The organism is Haloarcula halophila, from assembly GCF_029278565.1.
GTDB lineage: Archaea > Halobacteriota > Halobacteria > Halobacteriales > Haloarculaceae > Haloarcula > Haloarcula halophila.
Genome location: NZ_CP119559.1, coordinates 2,739,094 through 2,765,670 on the forward strand (window position 1 = coordinate 2,739,094; position 26,577 = coordinate 2,765,670).

Annotated in this window: 24 protein-coding genes; 9 read left to right on the forward strand and 15 right to left on the reverse strand. The window is 65.5% G+C overall.

Annotation, left to right across the window (positions count from 1 at the left end):
- The first annotated feature begins 79 nt into the window (after positions 1 to 79).
- From P0204_RS14420 to P0204_RS14435, 4 genes are all read left to right on the forward strand, one after another.
- Entirely contained in the window at positions 80 to 2,467 is a 2,388-nt protein-coding gene (locus P0204_RS14420; RefSeq protein WP_276180443.1) for a DNA topoisomerase VI subunit B, read from the forward strand.
- A gap of 1 nt (position 2,468) precedes the next feature.
- A complete protein-coding gene (locus tag P0204_RS14425) occupies positions 2,469 to 3,569 on the forward strand; it encodes a DNA topoisomerase IV subunit A (RefSeq protein WP_276180445.1) in 1,101 nt (366 codons plus the stop codon).
- A 179-nt stretch (positions 3,570 to 3,748) separates the two neighbouring features.
- Positions 3,749 to 3,907: a hypothetical protein gene (locus tag P0204_RS14430; protein WP_276180447.1), complete on the forward strand. Its 159-nt coding sequence runs from the start codon at positions 3,749 to 3,751 to the stop codon at positions 3,905 to 3,907.
- Positions 3,908 to 3,963: 56 nt separating this feature from the next.
- Complete coding sequence (locus P0204_RS14435; protein WP_276180449.1) at positions 3,964 to 4,815, forward strand: NAD(+)/NADH kinase; 852 nt, start codon at positions 3,964 to 3,966, stop codon at positions 4,813 to 4,815.
- On the opposite strand, the gene P0204_RS14440 is transcribed toward P0204_RS14435, so the two are convergent.
- Positions 4,812 to 5,096, reverse strand: a complete 285-nt coding sequence (locus tag P0204_RS14440) for a DUF8006 family protein (RefSeq protein WP_276180451.1) — start codon at positions 5,094 to 5,096, stop codon at positions 4,812 to 4,814. The genes P0204_RS14435 and P0204_RS14440 overlap by 4 nt on opposite strands.
- 111 nt (positions 5,097 to 5,207) lie before the next feature.
- Here P0204_RS14440 and P0204_RS14445 point away from each other — a divergent pair, with 111 nt between their 5' ends.
- Positions 5,208 to 5,771: a response regulator gene (locus tag P0204_RS14445; protein WP_276180453.1), complete on the forward strand. Its 564-nt coding sequence runs from the start codon at positions 5,208 to 5,210 to the stop codon at positions 5,769 to 5,771.
- Positions 5,772 to 5,783: 12 nt separating this feature from the next.
- On the opposite strand, the gene P0204_RS14450 is transcribed toward P0204_RS14445, so the two are convergent.
- Positions 5,784 to 6,383, reverse strand: a complete 600-nt coding sequence (locus P0204_RS14450) for a hypothetical protein (protein WP_276180455.1) — start codon at positions 6,381 to 6,383, stop codon at positions 5,784 to 5,786.
- A 40-nt stretch (positions 6,384 to 6,423) separates the two neighbouring features.
- Between P0204_RS14450 and P0204_RS14455 the strand changes: the two genes are divergently transcribed.
- Positions 6,424 to 7,044, forward strand: a complete 621-nt coding sequence (locus P0204_RS14455) for a HalX domain-containing protein (RefSeq protein ID WP_379801894.1) — start codon at positions 6,424 to 6,426, stop codon at positions 7,042 to 7,044.
- Between the two features lie 12 nt (positions 7,045 to 7,056).
- Here P0204_RS14455 and P0204_RS14460 read toward each other — a convergent pair whose 3' ends face one another.
- Positions 7,057 to 7,683 (reverse strand): TetR/AcrR family transcriptional regulator, encoded by a 627-nt coding sequence (locus tag P0204_RS14460; protein WP_276180458.1) that lies wholly within the window; start codon positions 7,681 to 7,683, stop codon positions 7,057 to 7,059.
- A 238-nt stretch (positions 7,684 to 7,921) separates the two neighbouring features.
- Between P0204_RS14460 and P0204_RS14465 the strand changes: the two genes are divergently transcribed.
- From P0204_RS14465 to P0204_RS14475, 3 genes are all read left to right on the forward strand, one after another.
- Positions 7,922 to 9,853, forward strand: coding sequence for a COG1361 S-layer family protein (locus tag P0204_RS14465; RefSeq protein ID WP_276180460.1), 1,932 nt, complete (start codon positions 7,922 to 7,924; stop codon positions 9,851 to 9,853).
- 1 nt (position 9,854) lies between these two features.
- Positions 9,855 to 12,374 (forward strand): efflux RND transporter permease subunit, encoded by a 2,520-nt coding sequence (locus P0204_RS14470; RefSeq protein WP_276180462.1) that lies wholly within the window; start codon positions 9,855 to 9,857, stop codon positions 12,372 to 12,374.
- Positions 12,375 to 12,441: 67 nt separating this feature from the next.
- A complete protein-coding gene (locus tag P0204_RS14475; RefSeq protein WP_276180464.1) occupies positions 12,442 to 13,845 on the forward strand; it encodes a dihydrolipoyl dehydrogenase family protein in 1,404 nt (467 codons plus the stop codon).
- A gap of 21 nt (positions 13,846 to 13,866) precedes the next feature.
- Here the strand turns inward: P0204_RS14475 and P0204_RS14480 are convergent, their stop codons facing one another.
- The 12 genes from P0204_RS14480 to P0204_RS14535 all read right to left on the reverse strand — a co-directional run bounded on the left by P0204_RS14480 (position 13,867) and on the right by P0204_RS14535 (position 26,575).
- Positions 13,867 to 14,646, reverse strand: a complete 780-nt coding sequence (locus P0204_RS14480; RefSeq protein ID WP_276180466.1) for a DUF7847 domain-containing protein — start codon at positions 14,644 to 14,646, stop codon at positions 13,867 to 13,869.
- Between the two features lie 40 nt (positions 14,647 to 14,686).
- Positions 14,687 to 14,968, reverse strand: a complete 282-nt coding sequence (locus P0204_RS14485) for a sensor histidine kinase (RefSeq protein ID WP_276180468.1) — start codon at positions 14,966 to 14,968, stop codon at positions 14,687 to 14,689.
- Positions 14,935 to 16,614, reverse strand: a complete 1,680-nt coding sequence (locus P0204_RS14490) for a response regulator (protein WP_276180470.1) — start codon at positions 16,612 to 16,614, stop codon at positions 14,935 to 14,937. Before P0204_RS14490 ends, P0204_RS14485 begins: the two co-directional genes overlap by 34 nt.
- Before the next feature lie 56 nt (positions 16,615 to 16,670).
- Positions 16,671 to 17,405: a 5-formyltetrahydrofolate cyclo-ligase gene (locus P0204_RS14495; protein ID WP_276180472.1), complete on the reverse strand. Its 735-nt coding sequence runs from the start codon at positions 17,403 to 17,405 to the stop codon at positions 16,671 to 16,673.
- Between the two features lie 2 nt (positions 17,406 to 17,407).
- Positions 17,408 to 18,274, reverse strand: coding sequence for a DUF8054 domain-containing protein (locus P0204_RS14500; protein WP_276180474.1), 867 nt, complete (start codon positions 18,272 to 18,274; stop codon positions 17,408 to 17,410).
- Positions 18,275 to 18,305: 31 nt separating this feature from the next.
- Positions 18,306 to 18,842, reverse strand: a complete 537-nt coding sequence (locus P0204_RS14505) for a DUF7974 family protein (protein ID WP_276180476.1) — start codon at positions 18,840 to 18,842, stop codon at positions 18,306 to 18,308.
- Positions 18,843 to 18,882: 40 nt separating this feature from the next.
- The gene (locus P0204_RS14510) at positions 18,883 to 20,208 is read right to left on the reverse strand and encodes an ABC transporter ATP-binding protein (RefSeq protein WP_276180478.1); all 1,326 of its coding nucleotides are present in this window, start codon (positions 20,206 to 20,208) and stop codon (positions 18,883 to 18,885) included.
- A complete protein-coding gene (locus tag P0204_RS14515) occupies positions 20,198 to 21,298 on the reverse strand; it encodes an ABC transporter ATP-binding protein (protein WP_276180480.1) in 1,101 nt (366 codons plus the stop codon). The genes P0204_RS14510 and P0204_RS14515 overlap by 11 nt, the downstream gene beginning before the upstream one ends.
- Entirely contained in the window at positions 21,295 to 22,335 is a 1,041-nt protein-coding gene (locus P0204_RS14520; RefSeq protein ID WP_276180482.1) for an ABC transporter permease, read from the reverse strand. Before P0204_RS14520 ends, P0204_RS14515 begins: the two co-directional genes overlap by 4 nt.
- Before the next feature lie 2 nt (positions 22,336 to 22,337).
- Positions 22,338 to 23,291, reverse strand: a complete 954-nt coding sequence (locus tag P0204_RS14525) for an ABC transporter permease (protein ID WP_276180485.1) — start codon at positions 23,289 to 23,291, stop codon at positions 22,338 to 22,340.
- A 20-nt stretch (positions 23,292 to 23,311) separates the two neighbouring features.
- On the reverse strand, positions 23,312 to 25,291 hold the full coding sequence (locus P0204_RS14530; protein WP_276180487.1) for an ABC transporter substrate-binding protein: 1,980 nt from the start codon (positions 25,289 to 25,291) through the stop codon (positions 23,312 to 23,314).
- 180 nt (positions 25,292 to 25,471) lie between these two features.
- Positions 25,472 to 26,575: a PGF-CTERM-anchored ABC transporter substrate-binding protein gene (locus P0204_RS14535; protein WP_276180490.1), complete on the reverse strand. Its 1,104-nt coding sequence runs from the start codon at positions 26,573 to 26,575 to the stop codon at positions 25,472 to 25,474.
- Between the last annotated feature and the right edge of the window lie 2 nt (positions 26,576 to 26,577).

Consider the following 26,577-nt stretch of genomic DNA (forward strand, 5'->3'; position numbering starts at 1 on the left):
GTCGTTGTCGGCGGCAGTTTCACTTTCACTCCGGCGGCGAACACCTTTTAACCTCGACGCCGGTACCTACCGCACGACAATGACTTCGTATCAGTCCCGACTCGGCGACGGTGAGGGGATCGCCGAGGAGTTGGCCGAGTCCCAACGGGCCATCTCCATCGCCGAGTTCTTCGAGAAGAACAAACACATGCTGGGGTTCGACTCGGAGGCCCGGGCGCTCGTGACGGCGGTCAAGGAGGCCGTCGACAACGCCCTGGACGCCTGCGAGGAGGCCGGCATCCGCCCCGATATCTACGTCGAGATCCAGGAGGCCGGTGACTACTACCGCCTGATCGTCGAGGACAACGGCCCCGGGATCACGAAAGAGCAACTGCCTAAGATCTTCGGGAAGCTCCTCTATGGCTCTCGCTTCCACGCCCGCGAGCAGAACCGCGGCCAGCAGGGAATCGGGATCTCGGCCGCGGTCCTGTACTCGCAGCTCACCTCGGGCAAGCCGGCGAAGATCACGTCCCGGCCGAAAGGCCAGTCCGACGCACAATACTTCGAACTCATCGTCGACACCGACTCGAACGAACCGGAGATCAGTGCCGACGAGACGACCACCTGGGAACGGCCCCACGGCACCCGCATCGAACTGGAGATGGAGGCGAACATGCGCGCCCGGTCGTCGCTGCACGACTACATCCAGGACACGGCGGTCGTCAACCCCCACGCCCGCATCGAGTTCGACGAGCCCGGGCTGGAGGAACCGAAGAAGTTCGAGCGCGTCGAGGGCGCGGATCTGCCGGAGGAGACCGAGGAGATCCGGCCACACCCCCACGGCGTCGAACTCGGCACGCTGTTGAAGATGCTGGAGGCGACCGACTCGTACTCGATCTCCGGATTCCTCCAGGAGGAGTTCACCAGGGTCGGGGGCAAGACCGCCGACAAGGTCATCGCGAACCTCAACGACCGCCACTACGGGCGCGGGATGGCCTGGAGCCCGCCACAGGCTCACGAAGAGGTCGACGTGGAGACGGCCGTCGAGGCCGCCGTCGCGAACAAAGGTGCGGAGGCGACCGCCGCGTTCGCGACGGCGGTGGCCGACGCGATCGGGGAGCGCGACCGCGTGGCCCACCACGAGATCGCGGCGATCGTCGACGGGGCGGCCGCGGACGTCGAGACGGAGTACGACACGACCTTCGGCTCGACGGTCCGGGAAAACGCCGTCGAGGCGGCCTGGGACGCCGTCACCGCCGAGCGGGCGAGCGACTGTTACGAACTCGTCGACGCGGCGACGACCACCCGGAAGGACGACGCCGCCATCGAGGGGTTGGCCGGCCGACTGGCCGACAAGTTCGGCGACGGGACCCACGTCCTGACCCGGGACGCGCTCGGGGAGTACGTCGACCGTGCGGCCGACATGACCGAGGAACAGGACGGCGAGACCTTCGGGGAGACGGCCCGCGAGAAGATCCTCGACCGGCTGTGGGATATCGCGGTCCGCGTCCCCGACGACCCGCCGAAGGTCGCGGACGTGGCCGACGACCGCGACACGGCCAGCGAACTGCTCTCGGCGATGCGCGAGACCGACATCATCGCACCGCCGACTGACTGTCTCGCGCCGATCGACGCCGAACTCGTCGAACAGGGGCTGCGCAAGGAGTTCGACGCGGACTTCTACGCGGCGTCGACGCGGGACGCCTCGGTCCACGGCGGCGACCCGTTCATCGTCGAGGCCGGGATCGCCTACGGCGGCGACGTTCCGGTAGAGGGCAACATCGACGTGATGCGCTTCGCCAACCGCGTCCCGCTGGTCTACCAGCGCGGCGCCTGTGCGACGACCGACGTGGTCAAGTCGATCAACTGGCGCAACTACAACCTCGACCAGCCCGGCGGCTCCGGCATTCCCAACGGCCCCGCCGTGTTGATGGTCCACGTCGCCTCGACGAACGTCCCGTTCACCAGCGAGTCCAAGGACGCCATCGCCAACGTCCCGGAGATGGAAGACGAGATCGAACTCGCCATCCGGGAGGCGGCCCGCGAACTCAAGAGCTACCTCAACAAGCGCCGGTCGATGCAACAGCGCCGGGAGAAACAGGACAAGCTCGCGACCATCCTCCCGGAGATGGCCGAGAAACTCACCGAGGTCACCGGCAACGACGAGCTACACATCGATGACTCGCTGGCCCGCATCATGAACAACGTCCTCGTCGAGCGCGAGGTCGAGGACGGGACCGTTCGGCTCGTCGTCGAGAACAACGACGACACGAACGCCGACATCGAACTGACCGACATCGTCACCGCCGAACCGCAGGACACCAACGGTGCGACGGTCGTCGAGATGGACGGCGAGTGGTTCGTCAAGTGGTCGCCGACGGTCGCCGCCGGCGACCGGGCCGTCCTGGAGTACAGCGTGACGGAGGAGGCCGAGTTCACCGTCTCGGTCGACGGTATCGAAGCGGAGAAACTGACGGTGGATGCCTGATATGAGCGAGAGCACGACACCCGACACCGAGGAGGCCCGCGAGCAACTCATCGACCTCGCGGCGGAGTTCTACGACCAGTTCGCCGAGGGGGACGTCCCGACGATGTCGATCCCCACGCGGACGAAATCGAACATCGAGTACGACGAGGACAAGAACGTCTGGGTCTACGGCGACCGCACCTCCACGCGGTCGGCCAAGTCCGTCTCCGGGGCCGAGAAGCTCTTGAAGGCGACCTACGCGATCGACTTCCTCGCCCAGCAACTCGAAGAGGACCGCTCGTCGACGCTACGTGAACTGTACTACCTCTCGGAGTCCTGGGACCTCGAAGAGGCCCAGTTCAACAGCCAGGACGAGTCCAACCAGCTCATCGAGGACCTGGAGATCGTCTCCGACGTGACCCGCGAGGACTTCCACATGCGCCCCGAGGAGTCGGGCGCGACGATCATGGGACCGCTGGAACTACGCGAGCAGACCCGGCGGGGCGAACGGGTCATCCACTGCCAGAAGGACGTCGGCGAGGGCGGCTACCAGATCCCGAACAACCCCGACACCATCGAGTTCCTGGACAACGACGCCGACTTCGTCCTCTGTGTCGAGACCGGCGGGATGCGCGATCGGCTGGTCGAGAACGGCTTCGACGACGAGTACAACGTCATCGTGGTCCACCTGAAGGGCCAGCCGGCCCGGGCGACACGGCGGATCACCAAGCGGCTCCACGACGAACTCGCTCTCCCGGTCGTGGTCTTTACAGACGGTGACCCGTGGTCGTACCGCATCTACGGTTCGGTCGCCTACGGGTCGATCAAGTCCGCCCACCTCTCGGAGTATCTGGCGACCCCACAGGCCCAGTTCGTCGGCATCCGACCGGAGGACATCGTTGAGTACGACCTCCCGACGGACCCGCTGTCGGACTCGGACATCAACGCGCTGGAGTCGGAACTGGAAGATCCACGGTTCCAGACCGACTTCTGGGAGGAACAGATCGAACTCCAACTGGACATCGGGAAGAAGGCCGAACAGCAGGCGCTTGCCTCCCGCGGGCTGGACTTCGTGACCGACACGTATCTCCCCGAACGGCTGACCGAGATGGGCGTCCTGTAGGCGGCTGTCCGTATCACGAACAGTTCGCCCGGCCTCTATCACTCTTGATCGGGGGTGTGCCGTGATGAACGGTGAGTAGCCGTCGAAAAGCCCGGGTCGAAACTGTTCGGATGTCCGACACATCCGGCCGATAGCCCCGGATAGCGGGATTTATACTCCCGAGCTACGTGGCTGCTTGTATGCCAGTTATGGCGAGTGGTGACTTCTCCATCCACCGGGAAGGGTGTGAGGAGTTCGACGACGGGATGCCCATCTCGTCGCTCCCCGACGAGGTGACCTCGATCGACGACCTGGACTGTACGTGCTGGAGCGAGTTCGCCTCGCTTGAGGAGATCTAGTCCGACAGGGTCCGAACCCGTGGCTGGTTTATGACCGCAGCGCCGTAGCTATCGGTATGACCGTCGGCATCGTGGCCCAGCGCAACAACGACCGGGCCATCTCGCTTGCGAGTACGCTCTCGGACCGTCTCGACGAGGTCTCCGCCGCCGTCGTGGTCGACGAGACCACCGGCGAGACGGCTGTGGACCACGACGACTGGGAGCGTGCGCCACCCGAGACGGCTCCCGTCGAGTCCATGGACGACTGCGATCTCGTCGTGAGTATCGGTGGTGACGGGACCTTCCTCTACGCTGCCCGCGGGGCAGGATCGACGCCGATCATGGGCGTCAACCTCGGCGAAGTCGGGTTCCTGAACGCTATCGCACCCGAGGAGGCGATCGAGACAGTCGTCGCCGAGGTCGAACACATCCAGAAGACCGGTAGCGCACGGACCCGTGCCCTGGCACGGATTCGAGCCAGTGGCGACGGGTGGACACTCTCGCCAGCACTCAACGAAGTCGTCGTCCAGGGGTCCCATCGCGGTCACGGCGGCGGCGCGACGTTTCGGGTTCGAGTCGACGGCGCGACCTACACCGACAACCACGCCGACGGCGTCCTCGTCGCGACACCGACTGGCTCGACGGCGTACAATCTGAGCGAGGGCGGGCCGCTGGTCCACCCCGATCTCCACGGACTCATCGTCACCGAGATGGCCGGCGCGGAGGGGATGCCACCGCTGGTCGTCGACGCCGACAGCGAGATCGTCGTCGAAGTCAGCGATCGAGACACGGGTGTCGTGGTCAGTGACGGACGCGTCAGACAGAAGCTCGAACCGCCGTGTCAGGTCGTTATCTCGCGGGCGAGTGATCCGATCCGCCTCGCGGGACCGCCGCTCGATTTCTTCACCGCGCTGGAGAAACTCGCCTAGCGCCGACCCAGTGAGAACAGCACGGGTGCGATCACGAGCAACACGAGGCCGAACAGCTTGTACTGGAACGCCGACGTCAGGACGCTTCCGGTGCTGGGCTCCATCGTGGCTGTCGGGAGGATCAGCAGTACAACGCCGATGCCAAGCGTGTGCAGCCCCAGCAGACGGAGCGATCGCGTCGGAAGCACTCCGACAGCGCCGAGGACGAAGCTCAGTAACAGGACGTCGCCAACGTTGTAGTTCAGCAGGAAGCTGTCGATGAGTTGCAGCGGCGCGAGCATTCCTATCCCGAATCTCGCCGTGACGCGATCATTAAACTTCCGTTACAGCCGTACCGGAGCCGGGAGTTCCCCGCTATAGTTATATGTACACAGCGGGCACTACAGGATACTGTGACAGAGGCTACTGTCCTCGTCGTCGACGACGAGACGGAGGTCGCGGACGTCTACGCGTTGCGACTCCGGAACGAATACGAGACCGAGACAGCTTACGGCGGTGGGGAAGCCCTGGAGATGATCGACGACGACATCGACGTCGTCCTGCTAGATCGACGGATGCCGGACATCTCGGGCGACGACGTGCTCGACGAGATCCGTGACCGCGATCTCGGGATCCGCGTCATCATGATCACAGCCGTCGATCCGGACTTCGACATCATCGACATGCCGTTCGACGACTACCTGTGCAAGCCCGTCGACAAGGACGACCTCGTCGCCGCGATCGAACAGCAACTCGCCGCTCGCCGCTACGACCAGCGACTGACCGAGTACCTGGAGGCGACGTCGAAGCTCGCGCTCCTGGAAGCCGAGAAGACGCCACAGTCGATCGAAGACAGCGACGAGATGGGACAGCTCCAACAGCGTGCCGAACGGCTCAGAGGTGAGATGGACGAGGCCCTCGCGGAGTTCGAGGACATCGAGACGGCCTTCGAAGAGATCGGTCGTCGACCCGGGTGACCGACTGGTCCCTTACTCTACCGGTGTGTACAACAGGTAGCCGTCGGTCCCGTCCCCGACCGACCGGACTCGGAACTGTTTCCGACCGGCCGCTGTCTCACAGGCGACGGTCGTCTCGAACCCATCGTCCGTGACCGATTCGGCGTCGATCGCCCCGGAGTCGACCGTCATCAGTGTCTCTCCGAGTGGCGTCCCGGCGATCCGGGCGGGTGGAACGTCGAACGTGTCCCCGAACGCCTCGTTTGCGGCCCGAACGACCGGGCCGTACCCCTCGTCGGTGTAGTAGAGGATCGGATCGGGGTGGCCGCCGAACAGGTCGATCGGTTCCGGGGACGGGATCTCCTCTTCGTTCAGTTCGACGGTGTCTCCCGTCCGTCCCGTGTCGGCTCGCTGGATGTCGTCGGCCGAGACGAGATATCCGACCGCGCCGATGCCGCCGCCGAGTGCGACCCCCAGTCCGCCCAGGACCGCCTGTGACAGCGGGAGTTCGACGGCCGCACCGACGGCGAGCGCCCCGCCGGCGACGAGGAGCGCACCGGCCCCGATCCAGACCACCATCGTCGCGACGCTCCCGAACCGACCCCCGTCCTGCTCGTCCGATGTCCCGGCCATCATCCGGTCAGTCGCCCGGCCACGGGTTAACGTTTTCCGCATCCGGCGAGCCGCCAGACATACTTACTGCGCTGCCGTAGCGAGGGACTGTGTCAGCCTCCACCCGCGGTCGCGTGTTGATGTCGACGACGAGCCAGCGGTCGCGGACACGCAGGCTGCTCGCCTCGCGGGGCACTACGAGACGGAGACGGTTTACGGGGGCGAGGCGGCCCTGGACAGGGCCGGGCCGTCGTTCGACGCGGTCTTGCTCGACCGGCGAATGCCCGATGTCCACGGCGACGACGTGCTCGACCGACTCCGCGAGCGCGGCTACGAGGGGGTTGTCGTGATGATAACGGCCGTCGATCCCGACCTGAACATCCTGGAGATGGGGTTCGACGATTACCTCTGTAAGCCGGTCGACCGGGAGACGCTACTGGCGACACTCGATCAGCACCTCTCGCAATCCGACCAGGACGACCGTCTCGACGAGTACTTCCAGATCACGGCGAAGCTGGCGGTCCTCGAAGCGGAGAAGCCGTCCAGACAACTCGAAGACAGCAGTGAGTACCGGGCACTGCGGGACCGTGCCGACGAACTGCAAGCGGGGCTCCGGGACGCGATCGACGACTTCGAGGGGATCGTCGACGCCCACGAGTCGATCCGCCGCGAGAACGACTAGAGTGTGCCGGGCTTACGTCTCGTCTTGGACCACAAGCTGCTCGTCGATATACGCTTCCAGTGACTCTCGCATCGGCTCGACAGGATCGTCCTCCCGGGTCGCGCTCTGGAGGACGATCCCGTCGAGCATGGTCAGCAGGAACTGGGCCGTCAGTTCCGGATCGGCGTCGGCGAAGACGCCCTCGTCGATCCCTTCCTCGATGATCGTCGCCACCCGGTCGGTGAACCGGTGGTCGGTCTCCGTGAACTTCGCGCGGAACTCGGGGGTTCGGACAGCGTGTGCGCGCAGTTCCACGTAGGCCCGTAGCGCGGCGTCCCTATCGGGCAGTTCCTCCGCGTGCGGGAGGTCGCCGAGGATCAGGCTCATGAACGTCTTCAGGTCGTTGTGGGGGTCCCCCGAGGATTCGAGCTGGAACAGCTGGTCGAACGTATCGAGGATGTACTCCAGAAACGACAGCAGCAGGTCGTCCTTCCCGTCGAAGTGGTGGTAGAACGTCGACTTGCTCAACTCCGCCTGGTCGGCGATACGCTGGATCGAGAGTCCGGCGTAGCCGTGTTCCTGGAGCGCGCAGAACGTCGCTTGCATGATTGCCTCCCGTGAATCTCTCGGTTCGCCGCTGAACGGAACCCCGTCGACCATCCTGACCGAATATTCGTTCGGTCGCATAAATACCCTGTAGATGACGGGTGAACCACAACGTTGATAACCAACCGAACGTTCATTCGAGCCGAGAACGCGGAATGGATCACGACAGCCGAGACATCCGTGGGGGGGCTGAGACGACCCTGCCCCGTCCGTCGCTGACGTCGCGTTTCCACCGTCTCACGCTGTTTCGTTCCGCGAGTAGTACCCGTATCGTTTGCCCTCAGTCACAGCTATGAACTCACGCACACTTCTCACGCTGGCAGTTGTCGCATTGTTGTTGTTGGTTCCCGGCATCGCCGCCGGTGCTGTCGTCGGAAGCCCCGACATCACAGCCACGCTCACCGACTCGACGGTCGTTCCGGGCGAGGAGACGAGCTTCGACGTCGTGTTGACCAACACCGGATCGTTGGATACGGCGTCCGCACGGAACCCGAACTACAACAGCCAGGTAACCACCGCTCGTGGCCTGCAGGTCGACGTGTTGGACGGCGGTGGACCGTTCACGATCACGACCGACCAGCAGGTCTACGGCTCGTTGCCCGAGACGACCACCCAGCCCATCTCTTTCAACGTGGTAGTCCATGACGACGCCGAACCGGGGACATACCGAGTCCCGGTCGATCTGAAGTACAAGTACACCGAGTACATCTCCGAGACCACCGGCGACCGGGACGAGCGAACCGCGACGACTCGGGAGTACGTCACGGTCGAAGTCTCGGACCGTGCGAAGTTCGATGTCACCGACATCGACTCGAACGCCCGCGTCGCCTCGACCGGGACGGTGGCGGTCACGGTCGAGAACACCGGCTCGGAGGCCGCCAGTGACGCGTCGGTCGCCTTCGAGGCGAGTAATTCCGACCTCTCTGTGGGCGGCCAACAGGCCAGTTCCCGGTACGTCTCCCAGTGGGAACCGGGTGAGGTTCGGACCTTCCGCTACCGGGTCGGCTCGACGGCCAACGCCGAAGCCGACAGTTACGAGTTCGACCTCTCGGTGAACTTCGAGGACGAAGAGGGGGCGGACCGCAGTTCGGCCCGTCGGTCCGTCGGCGTCGATCTGGAGCGCGAACAGACCTTCAGTGTCACCGACCTCGAAAGCGACGTTTCCATCGGCGACACCGGGACCTACAACGTCACGTTCCGCAACGACGGGCCTGTCGCGGTCAACGACGCGACCGTCCAGATCACCTCACAGAGCAGTGATATCTCGTTCAGCGGCTCCGAATCGTCGACCCAGTACGTCGGGGCCTGGCAGCCCGGCGAGACCCGGACGGTCCGCGTCGAAGCGACCACGAGCGAGGACGCACAGGTGCGTCCCTACGCGCTCGTCGCCACAGTCGGCTACACCGATCCGGAGGGTGACGCCGGCGCCGACGAGAACATCCAACTCGGACTCCAGCCCGAACCCGAACAGACGTTCAGCCTGAGCGATGTCGAATCGAACCTCCGGGCCGGTGACGACGGACGGCTCAACGCGACACTGACGAACACGGGCAGGAACACGGTTCGCAACGTCGTCCTCGTCTGGCAGAGCGACAACACCAACATCTCGCCACAGAAGACCGAATACGCCGTCGGGGACCTCGAACCCGGGGCCTCGGCGGAGGTCTCGTTCGGTGTCGATGTCTCGGACGCCGCCGAGGGCGGCCCCCGCCAGTTCGATTTCGCCACCCGCTACCGCAACCGCGAGGGTGACCGCCGCGAGAGCGATACGATCGAGATACAGCAGTCGGTCGCCGACGGGACCGACGAGTTCCGTCTCGAAACCACCGACGTCAACGTCACTGTCGGCCAATCCAAGACGATCGAACTCACGATCACCAACGTCAACAACGAACGGCTGACCAACATCGAGGCGAAGTTGTTCACCGACTCGCCGATCTCGGCAACCGACGACGAGGCGTTCATCGCGAGCCTCGAACCGGGTGAGTCCGAGACACTCACGTTCGGTATCAGCGCCAGCGGGACGGCGATGCAGAAGACCTACCCCGTCTCGATGGACTTCCAGTACGAGGAACCCGACGGCGACACGCCGATCTCTGACACCTACCGGGTCCCGATCTCCGTCACGGAACGCAGCGGTGGCGGCGGACTCCCGCTCGGACTGATCGGCGCCGTCGTCCTGCTGAGTGTGCTCGCCGTCGCAGGATACATCAGGTACCGATAAGATGGAGCACCAGCGGTATATCGACTGGATCGACGACCGCATCGTCGATGACTCCAGGAGAGTCGTCATCACTTTCCTAGTGGTGACGCTCCTGTTCGGTGCCGGACTCGGCGGCGTCTCGACGAACGCCGGGACGTCACAGTTCACGACCGGGCTCCCGGCCGAGGAGGCCCTCCAGCAGGTCAACACGAAGTTCTCCCCCAGTTTCGAGACCGACACCGGAAACACACAGCTCATCCAGGAGGGCAACAACGTCCTCTCGAAGGAGTCGATGCTGCGGATGCTCCGGTCACAGAAGCGCCTGAACGACCACGCGAATCTCCGGGTCACGTCGACATCCTCCGCCGCTGGACTCGTCGCCGAACAGCTCGACCCTGAGGCGACCACCACCGAGGCACAGATCCGCGCCGTCGAGCGCGCGACCGACAGCGAGATCGACGCGGCAGTGCGGGATGCGGCCACGGAGACACCGCAGTTCAACTCGCTGGTGAGCAACGACTTCAACCGTGGCTCCGCCAGCGCCTCCGCGACGATCGGGCTCGTCACCCACGAGGTCCCGGCCGGCATCTCCTCGGGGTCGGGCCAGGGCGGGTCGAGCCCGCTGACAGGAATCCAGAAACAAGCGGACTTCACCGTCTCGTCGACCGGCCCCAACGGGATCACGGTGTTCGGCTCGGGCATCCTCGCCGACGAGTTCTCCAACGTCGTCGCTGACTCGCTCATCCTGACGGTCCCGGCCGCGGTGTTGTTCATCCTCCTGTTCCTGACCATCGCCTATCGGGACCTCGCGGACATGGCGCTCGGCCTGCTCTCGCTGTTTATGACGATCATCTGGACGTTCGGGTTCATGGGGTTTGCCGGCATCCCGTTCTCCCAGATGCTCATCGCGGTTCCACCGCTGTTGCTGGCGGTCGGCATCGACTTCGGGATTCACGCGATCAACCGATACCGCGAGGAACGTGAGAACGGGACAGGCATCGAGACCTCGATGAAGATCACGACCGATCAGCTGATCGTCGCCTTCTTCATCGTCACGGGGACGACGGTGATCGGCTTCCTGGCGAACCTCACCAGTTCGCTCCCGCCGATCCAGGACTTCGGCTACGTCGCTGCGGTCGGCATCCTGTTTACCTTCGCCATCTTCGGCGTGTTCCTCCCGGCCGCGAAGGTCGAACTGGACCGTCTGCGGGAACGGTATCCGATCCCGACGTTCAGCCAGAGCCCGCTGGGCTCGGAAGGATCGGCACTCGGTGGCGTCCTCCGTGGGGGTGTCGTCATCTCCCAGCGGGCACCGGTCGTCTTCCTGTTGCTCGTGCTCGTCGTCACCGGCGGCGCGAGTGCGTACGCGACGGGCGTCTCCACGTCGTTCTCTCAGGAGGACTTCCTCCCGCCTGAGGACAACCCCGACTACCTCGAACAGTTACCCGAACCGTTCGCCCCGAGCGAGTACACGGTGACCGGTATCACCAACTTCCTCGAAGAGAAGTTCTCCTCGACCCAGAGCAGTCAGGCGACGATATACGTCGAGGGGCCGATGCGGAAAGACAGCGCCCTCGAACAGATCCATCAGGCGGGGTCGGACCCACCGGACTCGTTCGTCCGCGAGGACGGCCGTGCGTCCTCGACGTCGATCGTGACGGTCATCCAGGACCACGCCGAACGGGACGAGGAGTTCCGGCGACTCGTCGAGCGCAACGACGCTAACGACAACGGGGTCCCCGACCAGAACTTAGAGAAGATCTACGACTACCTGCTGGACTCCCCGGTCCGCGGACAGGCGCTCAACTATATTACCGAGGACTACCGGAGCACGCGGGTCGTCTACACGGTCGAGTCCGACGCTTCGAACTCCGAGGTGACTGAAGACGCCCGGACCGTCGCGGAGGACTTCCGGTTCGACGCCACTGCGACGGGATCGATCGTCGTCTTCCAGGCTGTCTCGGACGTCATCTTCGAGTCGGCGATCCAATCGCTCGCGATCGCACTGGTCGGGGCGTCGCTGTTCCTGGTGCTCATCTACTACCTCCTGGAGGGGCGGGCCACCCTGGGGATCGCGAACGTCGCCCCGGTGATCGTCACTGTCGCCCTACTTGCCGGAACGATGCGCTACCTGGAGATCCCGCTCAACGCGTTGACCGCGACGATGCTGGCGATCACGATCGGACTCGGGGTCGACTACTCCGTCCACGTCACCCACCGGTTCGCCGACGAGATCGAGGAATACGACATGACGACGGCGCTCGACCGGACCGTCCGGGGGACCGGTGGGGCATTGCTCGGCAGCATGCTGACGACGGTGTTCGGCATCGGCGTCCTGGCGCTTGCGGTGTTCCCGGCGATCGGCCAGTTCGGCATCCTCACGGCGATGTCGGTCGCCTACGCCTTCCTCACGTCGCTGCTGGTCCTCCCGTCGGTGCTCGTCGTCTGGGACCGGCTGTTCAATCGCGACCGCCCGCTCGGAGTCCTGCCGGACGACGACACGGCCGCCGTCACCGACCAGGCGGCCGGGACCGACGACTAACGCCCGGTCGTGTCCGGGCCGGACACACTTCTACAGAATTTATCCCCACGGAGGCCGTGCCTTCGGTATGACTCACGTCGTCATCATCGGCGCGTACGGGAGCGCCGGCGCTGCGGCCGCCGGCGACCTCGTCGAGATGGACGGGATCGAACTCACACTCATCGACGACGGTGATCCCGGCGGTGGGCTCTGTATCCTCGAAGGCTGTATGCCCTCGAAAGAGGTCCTGTCGGCGGCGGCCCACCGGTTCCAGGCTCGTCACGACGACCGCCTCGTCGGGGATATCCCCGACGTCGACTTGGAGGCCGTCGTCGAGACGAAAAACGACCGGACGCGGGGGTGGGCCGGCCACCGCCGGGACTCGATCCACGAGATGGCCGAACGCGACGACGTGACGTTCGTCCACGACACCGCGACCGTCGTCGACGACCACACCGTCCGGGCCGGCGGCACCGACTACGACGCCGACTACATCGTCGTCGCGACCGGTTCGTCCGTCAACGTCCCCGACGTCCCCGGTATCGAGGACGTGGAGTTCATGACGAGCAAGGACGTCCTCCACGCCACGGAGTTCCCGGACTCGGGGATCGTGATGGGCTTTGGCTACATCGGGATGGAGATGGTCCCCTACCTCGCGGAGGCCGGCGGGATGGACCTAACCGTGATCGAACACGACGAGCGGCCGATCGACGAGGCCGACCCGGCCTTCGGCGACGAGGCCCGCCGGATCTACGAGGACAACTGGGCGATCGACATCCCGACGAACTGCTACGAACAGCGACTCGAACCGACCGACGACGGCGGCGTTCGCCTGTACGTGGAGTTCGAGGACGGCAGCGAGGAGACCTACGAGGCCGACCAGCTGTTCTGTTTCACCGGGCGCCGGCCGACCGTCGAGGGCCTCGGGCTCGAAAACGCCGGCGTCTCCCCCGAGGGCGACTGGGCTCGGGAGACGATGCAGTCCCGTGACGCCGACCACGTCTACGCGATCGGCGACGTCAACGGGAAGGAACCGATCCTCCACGTCGCCAAGGAGCAGGGCTTTACGGCCGCCGAGAACATCCGTCGCCAGGAAGCCGGTGCTCAGCCCCAACCCTACGAGAACGTCCACCACCACGTCATCTTCTCCGGGCTCGGCATCTATCCGTTCGCCCGCGTCGGCCACACCGAAGGGACCGCCACCGCGGCCGGTTACGACGTTGTCACGGCGACCCGCCAGGCCAGCGACGACGGGGTGTTCAAGTCCAAGGACGTCCCGGACGGCCTCGCGAAACTCGTCGTCGACGCCGACGACGGGACGGTGCTGGGCTGGCAGGGGCTGCACTACCACGCCGACAGTTTCGCGAAGGCGCTCCAGATCGTCGTCGAACTCGGCCTGGACGTCCGGGACCTGCCCGACCGGGCCTACCACCCGACCCTTCCCGAGAACCTCGACGGGTTGATCAGGGACTGTACGGCGCAACTGGAGTAACGCGTCGTCGCGACCCCACCGTCAGGCGAACTGCCGGCGGTTGAAGTACGCCACGTGGTAGGTGTTGCTGACGACCCGCCACAGCGGGATCCCGACGAGCCAGTACGCGAGCAGTCCCAACACGAGGACGCCGCCGGCGAGCGGGTTGCTGCCGGCGGTGAGTTCGCTCAGTCCGGCGCCGGTCACGACCAGGACCGCGAGCGGGAGACCGAGCATGACGGCCCCCAGTCCCGTCTTCAGTATCGTGAACCCGAGCGTACTCAACGGCGCGCTGGCGGCCAGTGATAGCGACGTGGAGAACGACTCCAGAACGCCCGCGCCGCTGACGATAGCGACGTTGAAAAACTGGAGTCCCAGGTAGCCAACGGCGACGGCGAGACCCACCAGCGCGAACACGAGGAGCATCGGCGTCGCCGAGGACGCCGATGCCGCCGATCCGGGTTCCGTCGCCGTCAGACCGACGGTAACGGTCACCGCGACGGCCACGACGATCAGGACGACCGACGGGACCGCCAGCAGTCCGTACGCCCCGAGCATCCGGAGGTAGTGCTCGCCCAGGCCGTCGGTGAAGTCCGAGGCGTCGGCTCTCCCGTCCCGACCGGCGTAGATCAGCGAGAGCAGTCCAGCGATGAAGGCCGGATAGACGAACAACGATACGAGAGTTCCTACCAGCGGAATGAGCCCCAACACGAAGTTGACGACCGCGAGTACCGCCATCGAGAGCGCACCCAGCAGGACGATCACCGGGTTGTGACGCAGCAACGTCCCCGTGTCGGAGAGCGCTTTGATTGCAGCTCCCATACCGCTAGTACTTTCGACGGTGGTACTAAAAATACCTGACTCAAGAGCTATCGACAGTTATCCCGCGGATTTCGAAGCGCGCGCCACCGTCCTCGCTCTCGGTGACGGTCACCTCGCCACCGTGGGCCGTCGCGATCTCGTTGACGATCCGCAGTCCAAGCCCCGTCCCCTCGGTGGACGTGGTGTACCCCTTCTCGAACACCTGCTCGCGCTCGTCGGCGGGAATCCCCTGGCCGTCGTCGGCGACGAAGAAGCCACTGTCGTCCGAAAGCGGGCCGACGCGGACGGTCACTCCCGCCGTTCCGTCTCCGGCGTGTTCCACGGCGTTCCGAAAGAGGTTCTCGAACAGCTGTCGGAGGCGGTTCTCGTCGCCTTCCAGCGTAAACGAGTCGACGACGTCCAGCGTCGCCGACTCGTCACTGATCCCGGCCCAGGCCGAGCGGGCGACCGCACCGGCGTCGACCGTCGTCGTCTCGACGACTCGGTCGCCCGAGCGAGCGTCAGCGCGTCCTCGATGAGGTCGTCCATCCGTTCCAGTGCCGATTCGACCGTGCTGACGTGTTCCGGGTCGCCGTCGTACTCGTCTTCGATCAGGTCGAGGCGACCGACTGCGACGTTGAGCGGGTTGCGAAGGTCGTGACTCACGAAGCTCGCGAAGTCGGCCATCCGGTTTCGCTCGCGTGTCAGCGCCTGCTCGCGACGCTGGCGCTCGCGCTCGTAGCTGACCCAGTTCCCCATCAGTTCGACCAGCGTGACCTCCCACTCCGAGAAGGGCTCTGTCCGGGCCGCCTGGTCGTAGAAACAGAACGTCCCGGTCACCGACCCGTCGACGACGACGGGCGTCCCGAGATAACAACGAACCCCCTGATCGATAAAGCCCGCTCGGTCGGTCAGTTCGGGTGCCTGTTCGGCGATGTCGGAGAGGACCAGTGTCTCCTCTTCGACGATCGCTCGCTCACAGTTGGTCGTCGACAGCGGGACCGTATCACCGGGTTTCGGGCCGTTCTCGGGGGTGTCGGTGATCTCGAAGACGTACGTCTCGCCCTCGATACGGGAGAGCGCACCGAACTCCGTTCCGAGCAGGTCCTTGCCGATGGCAAGCAGCGACTCGACCTTCGTTTCGAGCGGTGTCTCCTTCTGTGCCGTCACACGGTACATCTCCCTGAGCGCCCGCTCCCGTCGCGTGATCGACTGTTCGCGCGCTACCCGGTCGGTGATGTCCCGAAAGTAGACGGACAGCCCTGTCGAGGAGGGGTACCCGCGGACTTCGAACCACGTGTCCAGTGTCTCGTACTTGGCTTCGAACACGACGGGGGACTGCTCGTCCATCGCGTCGTGGTACTGTTCGTAGAACTCCGTGCCGATGGCTTCCGGGAGGACCTCCCAGATGTTGCGTCCGACGAGTTCGTCGGTCGAGACGTGCTCGCTTGCGGCCTCTCGGACGATCTCCCGGCCGCGGTCGTTGAGATACGTGAACTCCCAGTTCCGATCCAGCGCGAAGAACGCGTCGGTCATACGATCGAGGATCGCCTGCCGTTCGTCCCGCTCCGTGACGACCGCCGCGACTCGACGCAGGAGCAGGTCGGTCTGTTCTTCGCTCGGCGTCTTCGCTATGTAGTCGGTGACGCCCAGGGAGATCGCCTCGCTGGCGACCGACTCGTCCCCGTCGTCGGCAAACAGGATGACGGGGAGATCGTCCGCTCGCTCCCTGATCTCCCCCAGCAGTGCCAGTCCGGTCCGTTCGGGGAGCGTCTGCTCCGTGACGACACAGTCGATCGGCTCCGTCGCAATGAGTTCCAAGGCTTCGGAGACGCGGCTGCAGGTGTAGAGTTCGAAGGGCGTGGTCGCGGCGCTAACTGCCGCGGTCACCGTCTCCGACCCGTCGCTACCACCGACGTACAACAGCCCGACGGCGTTCGATTCCTCGCTGTCGGTTCGTATATCCCCGACGTGTCCGGGGTTGTCCATACTCATCTCTAGGGTGCCGTGCGTAAAGAACACGGGGCCACGTGACGCCAGGGAGTTCACCGATCCGGCGCATGAGCGGCCAACACCGGGATCTCGTCGATCCGCTCGGGGGGCAGCGCTCCCCAGTCGACACCGGACGGGCGTCTGTAGGGCGTCTCGGTCTCGACGGTGCGGTCGGGCGTGACGACCCAGTCCATCGGGACGTCGTGGTCGTCGACGGGGACCGACGCCGACTCGACGGCACCCGAAGGGCCGCCCGCGACCTGACGTTCGTGGACGGTCGTGGCGACCGCCGTCTCGTCGGTGACCAGGTCGAGTTCCCGGAGGACGGCGAACTCCAGGTCGCTGAACCCCTCGCCCTTGCCGATCCGTGCCCCGGCTTCGGTGACGGCGACCGAGCCCGAGACGACGAGATCGACGGTACCGACCGCCTCGGGGCCGACCTGCCGAGCGTGGTCGGCGACGTTCGAGACCGTCGGCGCCCGCTCGATATCGTCGAGCCGTGCCGGGTCGAGTTCGTAGAAACAGTCTGCCTCGCGGAGCCGCGGGACTGCCATGTAGACGGTCTTGCCCGCCCGGAGCGCGCGGCGTCGGACCGGAAGCTGTGGCGCGTCCGGGTTGGCTTTGACCGTCTCGGCGTCGGTCCAGACGGCTGTCTCGGCGAGCCGTTCGGCCGCCTCGTCGGCGCCGGCGACGTTCGGGATGCGTCCGTGTGGCGGGAACGGGAAGCGGGCGATCCCCTCGGCCTCCAGCGCGTCCCACACCTGCTCGCGGAGAGCTTGCTTGTCCATCGTCAGGAGGTGAGTTTCGCGTCGTCGGTTGTCGCGTCCAGCTCGGCCAGTCGCTCCCCGCAGTCGACACACTGGACGCCCACCACCTCGTGGACGCCACAACAGGCCTCGACAGTGTCGCTGGTCTCGGCGACGGCCCCGCCACAGGCCGGACACTGCTCGGTCAGGGTCCGTACCGTCCCCAGCGCGTCGAGCCGCTGTTCGAGGGGCACCGCCGGCCAGTCTTCGCTTCGTTCCCGCAGGATCGCGTCGGCAGCGAGGTCGACCGCCAGCGCGCTCTCGGAGGGCCAGTGACGCACCCGTTTGTCGACGACGAAGGCGGGATAGGGCTCGTCCTCGGCGGTGATCTCGGCCGGCGACACGTCGAACAGGGTCACGAGTCCCTCTCGAACGGCCGACTCGCCGGCTTCCGGATCGACCCGCTCCCACAGCGCCGACCGGAACCCGACGGATAGCTCCCGCCCCGGCTTCCCGTCGCCGTTCTCGACGACGCCGGCGTCCCGGAGGAACTCGTCGACGTCGACGGCGTTCTCGCGGTGGGCTCTGACCTTCGCGACGGTTTCCCACTCCCGGTCGGCCCCTGGGTCCCGCGGTGTCGCCGACCCCTTTCCGAACGCCTGCAACACGGGTTCGGGGAGGTATCGCGTCGTCAGCGTCGGCGTCCCGGGGACGAGATACCCCTTGAGATAGATCGCCGACAGCGAGAGCCCGAACAGGACCGCACCCAGTTCCACCCACAGGACTGCGACCGTTCCACAGGCGGCCACAGCGATCCCGAGGTTGACGACCGTACACGGCCAACAGCGGTTGTCGCCAGTGTACTCGGGATCTCTGAGCCGGTCGATCACCGACGCACCGTCGCTGCTCATAGCGCAGGATCGTACGGGCCGAAAGTAAAGGTCACTCCTCGACGCGGATCGTCGTCTCGGCGTCGACGCCCTTCTCGGCCGCCTCGGGAACGTTCAGGTGCGCCCCGATGGTGTGTTCGCCCGGTCCGGCCGGTTCCCACTCGTCTTCGCTGACGCGGAACGACTGGTGCCAGTTGCGGGTGAATGTCTTGCGCTCGCCGCGGTCGAAGGCGAACTCCCCGGGGTCGTCGGCGATGGGCCGCTCGACGTGTGAGGCCTCCGGGACGTCGTCGACGTGCCAGGTCCACAGCAGCGGCGACTCCGTGGCCACCGTCACGGGAATCGGCAGGGCGTTGCGCATCGTCACGCGGATCGGGACGGGTTCCCCGACCTCGAAGGTCGCCTTCGGTGTCTCGACGGCGACCGACAGCGCGCGGTAACACAGCCACTCGGGGACGAGCAGGCCGCTCAACCGCCGGCCGGGCACCGACCGCATCGCCTGGGGCTGGACCCCCTCGTCGCGCTCGTTGGGGGTAAAGGCGTCCTCGTCGTCTCGCGAGACGGCCTGGGATTCGTAGATGCGACGCATTGGTTCTCTAGGGTGTCGGTCGTTGAAACCGTTTCTTCGGTCAGTCGCTGGCGGTCGCCCCGTCGGTCGCGCTGGCGTGGCCGTCGTCGAACTCCGCCTCGTAGCGCAGGCAGGCGATCGCGTGGCTCTCGCCGGTCTCGATCATCTCCGGGTGCCGTCGCTCGCAGGGCGACTCGAAGGCGTCGGCTAACTGCTCGGTCGCGCCGGCGATGTCGCCGGCGTGCAACTCGTCGATGGCCGTCGAGAGTTCGTCTTCGGCCTGGGAGTCCGACACCCGTTCTGGGAGGTCGAACTCCTCGCGGACCAGGTCACCGAGCGTCGCCCGGTCGACGGTGGCCGGGTCGTCGGCCGCCTCCGTGACGGCGGTGACCGACTCCAGCCCCTCGGCCTGGCGCAGACGGAGCTTCAGATCCATAACCGACCGCCAGACCGCCTGTGACATGTCGTACCCCTCCGGCTGGATGATCTCCGGACAGCGCGTGTGGAACCGACAGCCCGACGGCGGGTCCATCGGCGAGGGGACCGTCCCGGGGAGGAAGATCTCCTCGCTCTCCCACAACGGGTCCGGTTCGGGCACTGCAGACAGCAGCGCCTCGGTGTAGGGGTGGTGTGGCGGCTCGAACACTTCCCGGGTGGTGCCGACCTCGGCGAACTCGCCCAGATACATCACGCCGATGCGGTCCGAGATGTGCTCGACGACGCTCAGATCGTGGGCGATGAAGACGTACGACAGCCCCAAGTCCGCCTGGAGTTCCTCTAAGAGGTTGAGGATCTGTGCCTGCACCGAGACGTCCAGTGCCGACACCGGCTCGTCGCAGATGATGACCTCCGGATCGACCGCCAGCGCCCGCGCGATGCCGATGCGCTGGCGCTGCCCGCCGGAGAACTCGTGTGGATACCGGTGGGTGTGGCTGGGGTTGAGCCCGACGGTCTCCAGTAGGTCGTAGATACGTTGGGTCCGTTCCTCGCCCGACGCGATGTCGTGGATGTCCAGCGGTTCGCCGATGATGTCGCCGACGGTGAGCCGCGGGTTGAGGCTGGCGAAGGGGTCCTGGAAAATGTACTGGAGGTCCGTCCGCAGGCCACGGAGTTCGCTCGATCCCATCTCCGTGAGGTCGTCGCCGCGGTAGTACACCGAGCCGTCGGTCGGTTCGGTGAGCCGCAGGAGCGTGCGACCGAGCGTCGTCTTCCCACAGCCGCTCTCGCCGACGACTCCCAAGGTCTCGCCCTCCATGAGTTCGAGGTCGACGCCGTCGACGGCCTTGACGTACTGGTCGCCGCCCAGTAGGCTGTCGATGAACCCGCTGGAGGCGTCGTAGTACTTCGTGACGTTCTCCGCACGGAGGATCGGCTCCTCACCAGGCATCCTGTTCCTCCTCTCTGGTCCCGCTATCGGTGCTGTCTTCGCTCCCGTCGCCTCCGTCTCTCTCCCTGTCGACGACGACCTCGTAGTCGAGTTCCCCGTCGAGGTCCCCGGTGTAGGCCAGACACGCGCTAGCGCGTTCGGCGTCGTCAGCGGCCGGCTCCCCGGTCTCGGGGTCCACCAGCCCAGGCTGTTTGCGGGTACAGGACTCCTCGGCGTAGGGACACCGCGGGTGGAAGCTACACCCTGGCGGGACCTCCACGAGATCCGGCATCGTCCCGGGGATGGTCTGGAGCCGTTCGCGCTCGTCGCCGATCCGCGGGATCGAACTCATCAGCCCGACCGTGTAGGGGTGTTTCGGATCGTAGTACAACTCCTCGACCGGCGCTTTCTCGACGGGGCGGCCGGCGTACATCACCATCACGCGCTCACAGATCTTCGCGACGACGCCCAGGTCGTGGGTGATCAACTGGACCGCGGTGTCGAACTCCTCGGCCAGGTCCTCGATCTGGTCGAGGATCTTCGCCTCGGTGGTCACGTCCAGGGCCGTCGTCGGTTCGTCGGCGATCAGCAGGTCCGGGTCACAGGACAGCGCCATCGCGATGACCGCCCGCTGTTGCATCCCGCCGGAGAACTCGTGGGGGTAGTCGTCGTACCGACTTTCGGCGTCCGGGATGCCGACCCGATCCAGCAGGCGGACCGTCCGCTTGCGGGCGGCTTCGTCGTCGTAGTCCATGTGATGGCGGATCGCCTCGGCGATCTGCTCGCCGACGGAGTAGACGGGGTTGAGCGCGGTCTGAGCGTCCTGGAAGATCATCGCGATCTCGTTGCCCCGAACCGACCGGACCTCTTCCTCGCTCATCGAGCGGATGTCCTCGCCCTTGAACCGGATCTCGCCGCTCTCGATCCGGCCGGGGTCCTCGATGAGGCGCATCAGGGACAGGGCGGTGACGCTCTTGCCGGCCCCGCTCTCGCCGACGACGCCGAAGGTCTCGCCTCGGTCGATGCGGTAGGAGAGGCCGTCGGCGGCCGTGACGACCCCGTCCTCGGTGTAGAAGTTCACCGTGAGGTCGTCGACTTCCAGCAGGCTCATCCGCCACCTCCCTGGTCGACGTTGCCGACCTCTTGGGCGTCCAAGGCGTCGTTGACGCCGTCACCGATCATGTTCATCGCCATCACGAACAGGAAGATCGCGCCGCCGGGAAACACCGTCGCCCACCAGGGGATCGTCCCCTGTGGCCCCTGGATCAGCGTCTCGCGGGTCTGGTCGAGCATCGTCCCCCACTCGGGCGTCCCGGGCTCGAAGCCCAGGCCCAGGAACCCGAGCGCGGCGACGCCGATCACGACCGTCCCGATGGACAGCGAGGCCTGGACGATCAGCGGCGCCATCGCGTTCGGGACGATGTGCCGGAAGATGACCGACCGGTCGCGGGCGCCCAGCGCCTGTGCGGCCAGCACGTACTCGTTTTCCTTCACAGAGAGGATCTCCCCGCGGATGATCCGTGCGTAGCCGGTCCAGCCGGGCACGGAGAAGGCGATGACCAGCGGCCAGTAGCCGCCGCCCAGCAGCGCGACGATCACGAGCGCCAGCACCAGCCCGGGGAACGCGATCATCACGTCGACGAAACGCATCAGTACCTCGTCGATCCAGCCGCCGTAGTAGGCCGCGACGGCCCCGTAGACGAGGCCGAACGTGGCGGTGATCCCCACCACGACGAAGCCGATCGAGATGCTGCGGCGGCCGCCGACGAGGACTCGTGAGAACAGGTCACGCCCGGATGCGTCGGTCCCCATCGGGTGTGCGAGGGTCGGGGGGTCGTACCGACCCACGTCGGCAGTGGGGTCCAGATACAGGATGTTGCTCGGGTCGTAGGGCGCGATCGCGATGGGCTGGACGGTGATCCCGCTGATCGTGATCGGGCGGGCGAAGATCGCCAGCAGCGACATCGCCGCGACGACGTAGACCCCGAGCATCGCGACCCGGTTCTGGCGGAACCGCTGGAGTGCTCGCCGCCACCGACTCATGGTCTCCGCACCCGTGGCTTCGCTCCAGTCCGACAGTGGTTCTCGCTCGGTCACTCGATCCGTGTCGAACCCGGTTACCCGGATCCGTCCTCGGTCAGTAGACATTGTCAATCGTACCTGATCCGTGGGTCCAGTACCGCGTACATGATGTCAGCCGCCAGGTTCGCCAGGATGATCGCCACCCCGATGAAGAGCGTGATCGCCAGGATGAGGTCGATCTCGCGGTTCCTGACGGCCCCGACAAGCGCCTGTCCCAGCCCCGGCCAGCCGAAGACGGCCTCGACGACGACCGATCCGGCGACGATGCTCGCGGTCAGGAACGCCGCGACCGTCGTCACCGAGATCAGCGAGTTCCGGAGGACGTGTTTGAGCACGACCGTCCGTTCGGGCAGGCCCTTGGCGCGGGCGGCCGTCACGTACTCTTTGTTCATCTCCTCGGCCATCGACGAGCGCATGATACGCATCAGCGTCGACGCCGACGCGGTCCCGATAGTGATGCCCGGCAACAGTAGATACCACAGTGTCGCAGGGTGATACAGGGGTTTCCGCGGGGGCAACACCGGCCACGCATCGATGACGAGTGCCCCGATCAGGATCAACATCAGCCCCAGCCAGAAGTTCGGGATCGAGATGCCCGACAGCGCGACGAAGCGGCTGACGTGGTCGCCCAACTCGTCTTTCCGGACGGCTGCGTAGATCCCGGTCGGGATCGCGATGACGACCGCGAACACCCAGCCGAACAGTCCCAGTGCAATCGTCTCGGGAAGTCGTTCGACGATGACCGTACTGACGGCCCGATCGGTCGCGATAACCGTCCCGAAGTCCCCTCGAAGGATGTCGGTCAGCCACTGGACGTACTGCGACCAGATGGGGTCGTTCAACCCGTACCGTGCGCGCAGTCGCGCCTCCTCGGCCGGCGAGATATCCGGGTTCAACGCCACCACGACGTCGACCGGATCACCCGGTGTCAACTGGACGAGCGCGAACGTGATCACCGAGACACCGAACAGTATCGGGAACACCAGCAACAGTCGCTTGAGGATGAATCGTCGCAGGCTCATGATCTAACGCGGGGAGACCCTCACTGATCGAGGTAGGTGACCTGTTGGTCGGGGGCGTTGTACATCGCGTAGCCGACGATGTCCTGGGTACTCGGATAGGTGTTGAACCCGTTGACGGAGTCGTTGACGACGCCGACAAGTGTGCTGTGGGTTCCGTAGGAGTTCGCGTTCTGCTCCAGGACCGTCTCCCAGACCGTCTCGTAGCGTTCGGCCCGGAGCGACGGGTCCTCGACCACGTCGACCCCGTAGCGTGCCTCCCGGAGCTGCTCGTTGAGCTCCTGGATGTCGATGTTCTGGAAGTTACAACACTGGGCGAAGTTGTCCGGGTGGTGAACCGACTTCGCGTAGCCGTGGGGGTTGAACCCGCCGGAGAGCCCGATGAAGGCGAGTTTCCCCTCCTGCCAGTAGTTCTCGCTGAGCAGTTGGCTGATGAACGTGAGGAACTCCTTGGTGTTTACCGTCACGTCGAAAAACTCCGTCTGGTTCATCGACTCGGCGATGAGTTCGACGGTCCGGACGCGGTCGTCGTTGTCAGAGTTCGTCTCCAGCGTGATCTCGATGGGCGTCTCGATGCCCAACTCGTCGACCGCTTCCTGGGCGAGTTGGGTGGCCTCCTCGGTGTCGTAGGTGTTGTAACTCCGGAGGTCTTCGACCATCGCGTCGTAGTCGGTCGAGCCGGCACCCGCGGCAAGCGGCGGCAGCGGGACCCAGGCCGGCTGCTCCCACCCCTGGAAGATCTCGTCGGAGATGGTCTGGCGCGGGATCAGTTTGTTGACGGCACGGCGGAGCTTCGCGTTGGTCCAGGGCTCTTGCCGGACCGGGAACTGCAGGAACGTGTAGCCGGCGCCGTTGGTCGGGGCGGTCCGGTACTCCTCGGACTCTTGGAAGTTGGTCAGCGTGCCGGCGGTCAGCCCGAAGGCCATGTCGATCTCGTCGTTCTGGAGTGCGGCCGACCGCTGGGCGTCCGAGGAGATGATCGAGATGTCGACCTCGTCGACGACGGGGCCGTTCGGGAACTCGGAGGGGCCGTCGAACCAGTCTTTCATGCCGGTCTCGAACCAGTGGTCCTCGAACTTCGTGAAGCGGGCGAAGTCCTCGTTGGCGAACTCGGCCAACTGGAACGGGCCGGTTCCGAGGGGCATGTTCCCCTGGCGGGGGTCCATCTGGCCCAGTTCGAGGTTGTCCGTGATCTCCGAGGGATAGATCGGGAGATCGCTGAGTTCCCGGATCGCAGCGGCGTCGGGGGTTTGTACGTAGAGGTCGACGGTGTAGTCGCCGTCAGCGGCGATGTGCAGCAAGGAGTCGTACACCTGCCCCGAGAAACTGGAGTTCTGGAGGCGGTTGTAGGAGGCGACCACGTTGTCGGCGGTCATCTCCTCGCCGTTGTGGAAGGGCACGCCCTCGTGGAGCTGGAACCGGAAGTGCATCCCGTAGGTGCCGTCGGCGACCGCATCGGGGGCTTCGGCTACGGTGAGGATGCGGGCCTCGTCACCGGCGGAGGGACTGTCCGGGTTGTCGGGATCCTGGAGGACGATCTGTTCGTCCGTGTCGATGAACACGGCTCCCTCCTCGCCTTCCGCGTACGGAGCCGTCGTCATATAGTCCGTGTAATCGGCCGGGCTCGCCTCCTGGACGTCGACGCGTTCGTAGGATTCGGCGAGCCACGAGTAGATCTCGCCGCTCGCGCTGGTCGTGGTCAATCCCTCGAAGATGAGGTTGTGCATGATCGTCGCCTGCGCGGAGGAACTCTCGGCGAACTCGAAGGTGTCGGGATTGGCGCCAACCGCCGTCCGGAAGGTCCCACCTTCCTGGATCTCGCTGGGCGTGACTTCGACCCGGTCCTGGACGGGGTCGACCGAACCGCTACCGCCGTCACTGCCACCGCTGCCGCCGTCACCTTGACAGCCGGCCACGGTCGCGGCGGCTATCCCGGCTGCGCTTTGCATCAATCGTCGTCGTGACAGTGCGTCGGGGAGGATGTCTTCAGGTACGTTATCCATACTGGAATCTCCTGAGCTACGTTGACACTGAAACCCCTAAATTAAGAATGTTATGTGTGTTTACGCCCGACGCAAACGCTGTAATGCGGAGAGAACATCGGACCGAACGATCGAAATACGTGTTAGTTATGTAATTGGCGTTCGCTGACGACACGCACCGGTGACGGGCCTGTGGGGGCGCTATCGACGCCGCGCGAGCAGCGCGCTCGCGAGCACCGCGACGAGCGCGGTGACGGCAGTGAACCCCGGACCGCTCCCGCTCGTGGTCGATACGTCAGTGTCGGTCGCTGTCGTCACCTGTGGGGTCGGTGTGGCCGTGATCGGCTGGCTCTCGGTCGCCGTCGGTGTCGACTGAACGGCCGAGCGAGGGACGTACGTGTCGCTGCTGTACCGCTCGGGATAGAGCTGTTCGGTCAGGTTGTGGGCAGTGTTGACGACGCTTCGGGGCGCTGGCTGGTTGAGGTTCCGGGTCAGAAGAGCGACAGTCGCGTTGTTCCGGCCGGCAGTCGTCGAGGCGTAGGGTTCCTGCGTGATAATCGAGGGGTCGCGGGTGACGACGATCACCTCGGGGTCTAACTGTAGCAGTACCTCGTTGCTCAACTGGGGATAGCCGGTGTGGTCGCGGGCAGCGACGTTGTCGGCACCGGCGATGTCGAACAGCGCGTCGATGAACGTATTGTTGGCGGCGACGAACCCGCTTCCGAGCGGATAGAGGATCCGGGGTCGGTCCTCGATGTCGGCGGTGAGTCCCTGGATGGCCCCGACGTTCGCGTCCATCCAGGTGTTGGCCTCCTCAGCCCCCCGGCAGTTGCCGGTCAGTCGGCCGATGGTGGTCGTCTTCTGACGGATGTCGTCGATGTCGGTCGCGGCCTGGAGATGGTAGACTGTCAGTCCCGCATCACGGAGCGCCTGGACGTCCCCGGCGCTCGCGTTGGGTGCGATGACCAGATCGGGGTTGGTGCCGACGACTTTCTCCACGTCGACGCCGAAACTCGCCGAGACGTTCGTCCGCTGGTCGGCCCCGTCGAGATACGAGGCGTACTGGGTGAGCCCGACGACCTGGTCGCGGCCGCCGATCTCCCACATCGTCTGTGCGGCCGAAGGGTTCGTGGTCGTCACACGTTCGGGGCGCTCCTCGATAGTTATCTCGGTCCCGGTCGCGTCGGTCATCGTAACCGGGAACTCACAGTGGGTACTCGTCGTTCCGGCGGCCGTGGTCGGAACGATTCCGACGGCAGATACCACGAGAAGCAACCCGACACACAGCCTCCTGTAGCGTTCCATCG

Bases quoted from the DNA above. Each gene is read 5' to 3' on its own strand.
- P0204_RS14420 (WP_276180443.1), top strand. From the start codon at position 80: ATGACTTCGTATCAGTCCCGACTCGGCGACGGTGAGGGGATCGCCGAG.
- P0204_RS14425 (WP_276180445.1), top strand. From the start codon at position 2,469: ATGAGCGAGAGCACGACACCCGACACCGAGGAGGCCCGCGAGCAACTC.
- P0204_RS14430 (WP_276180447.1), top strand. From the start codon at position 3,749: ATGCCAGTTATGGCGAGTGGTGACTTCTCCATCCACCGGGAAGGGTGT.
- P0204_RS14435 (WP_276180449.1), top strand. From the start codon at position 3,964: ATGACCGTCGGCATCGTGGCCCAGCGCAACAACGACCGGGCCATCTCG.
- P0204_RS14440 (WP_276180451.1), bottom strand. From the start codon at position 5,096: ATGCTCGCGCCGCTGCAACTCATCGACAGCTTCCTGCTGAACTACAAC.
- P0204_RS14450 (WP_276180455.1), bottom strand. From the start codon at position 6,383: ATGGCCGGGACATCGGACGAGCAGGACGGGGGTCGGTTCGGGAGCGTC.
- P0204_RS14460 (WP_276180458.1), bottom strand. From the start codon at position 7,683: ATGGTCGACGGGGTTCCGTTCAGCGGCGAACCGAGAGATTCACGGGAG.
- P0204_RS14465 (WP_276180460.1), top strand. From the start codon at position 7,922: ATGAACTCACGCACACTTCTCACGCTGGCAGTTGTCGCATTGTTGTTG.
- P0204_RS14470 (WP_276180462.1), top strand. From the start codon at position 9,855: ATGGAGCACCAGCGGTATATCGACTGGATCGACGACCGCATCGTCGAT.
- P0204_RS14475 (WP_276180464.1), top strand. From the start codon at position 12,442: ATGACTCACGTCGTCATCATCGGCGCGTACGGGAGCGCCGGCGCTGCG.
- P0204_RS14480 (WP_276180466.1), bottom strand. From the start codon at position 14,646: ATGGGAGCTGCAATCAAAGCGCTCTCCGACACGGGGACGTTGCTGCGT.
- P0204_RS14490 (WP_276180470.1), bottom strand. From the start codon at position 16,614: ATGGACAACCCCGGACACGTCGGGGATATACGAACCGACAGCGAGGAA.
- P0204_RS14495 (WP_276180472.1), bottom strand. From the start codon at position 17,405: ATGGACAAGCAAGCTCTCCGCGAGCAGGTGTGGGACGCGCTGGAGGCC.
- P0204_RS14500 (WP_276180474.1), bottom strand. From the start codon at position 18,274: ATGAGCAGCGACGGTGCGTCGGTGATCGACCGGCTCAGAGATCCCGAG.
- P0204_RS14505 (WP_276180476.1), bottom strand. From the start codon at position 18,842: ATGCGTCGCATCTACGAATCCCAGGCCGTCTCGCGAGACGACGAGGAC.
- P0204_RS14510 (WP_276180478.1), bottom strand. From the start codon at position 20,208: ATGCCTGGTGAGGAGCCGATCCTCCGTGCGGAGAACGTCACGAAGTAC.
- P0204_RS14515 (WP_276180480.1), bottom strand. From the start codon at position 21,298: ATGAGCCTGCTGGAAGTCGACGACCTCACGGTGAACTTCTACACCGAG.
- P0204_RS14520 (WP_276180482.1), bottom strand. From the start codon at position 22,335: ATGTCTACTGACCGAGGACGGATCCGGGTAACCGGGTTCGACACGGAT.
- P0204_RS14525 (WP_276180485.1), bottom strand. From the start codon at position 23,291: ATGAGCCTGCGACGATTCATCCTCAAGCGACTGTTGCTGGTGTTCCCG.
- P0204_RS14530 (WP_276180487.1), bottom strand. From the start codon at position 25,291: ATGGATAACGTACCTGAAGACATCCTCCCCGACGCACTGTCACGACGA.
- P0204_RS14535 (WP_276180490.1), bottom strand. From the start codon at position 26,575: ATGGAACGCTACAGGAGGCTGTGTGTCGGGTTGCTTCTCGTGGTATCT.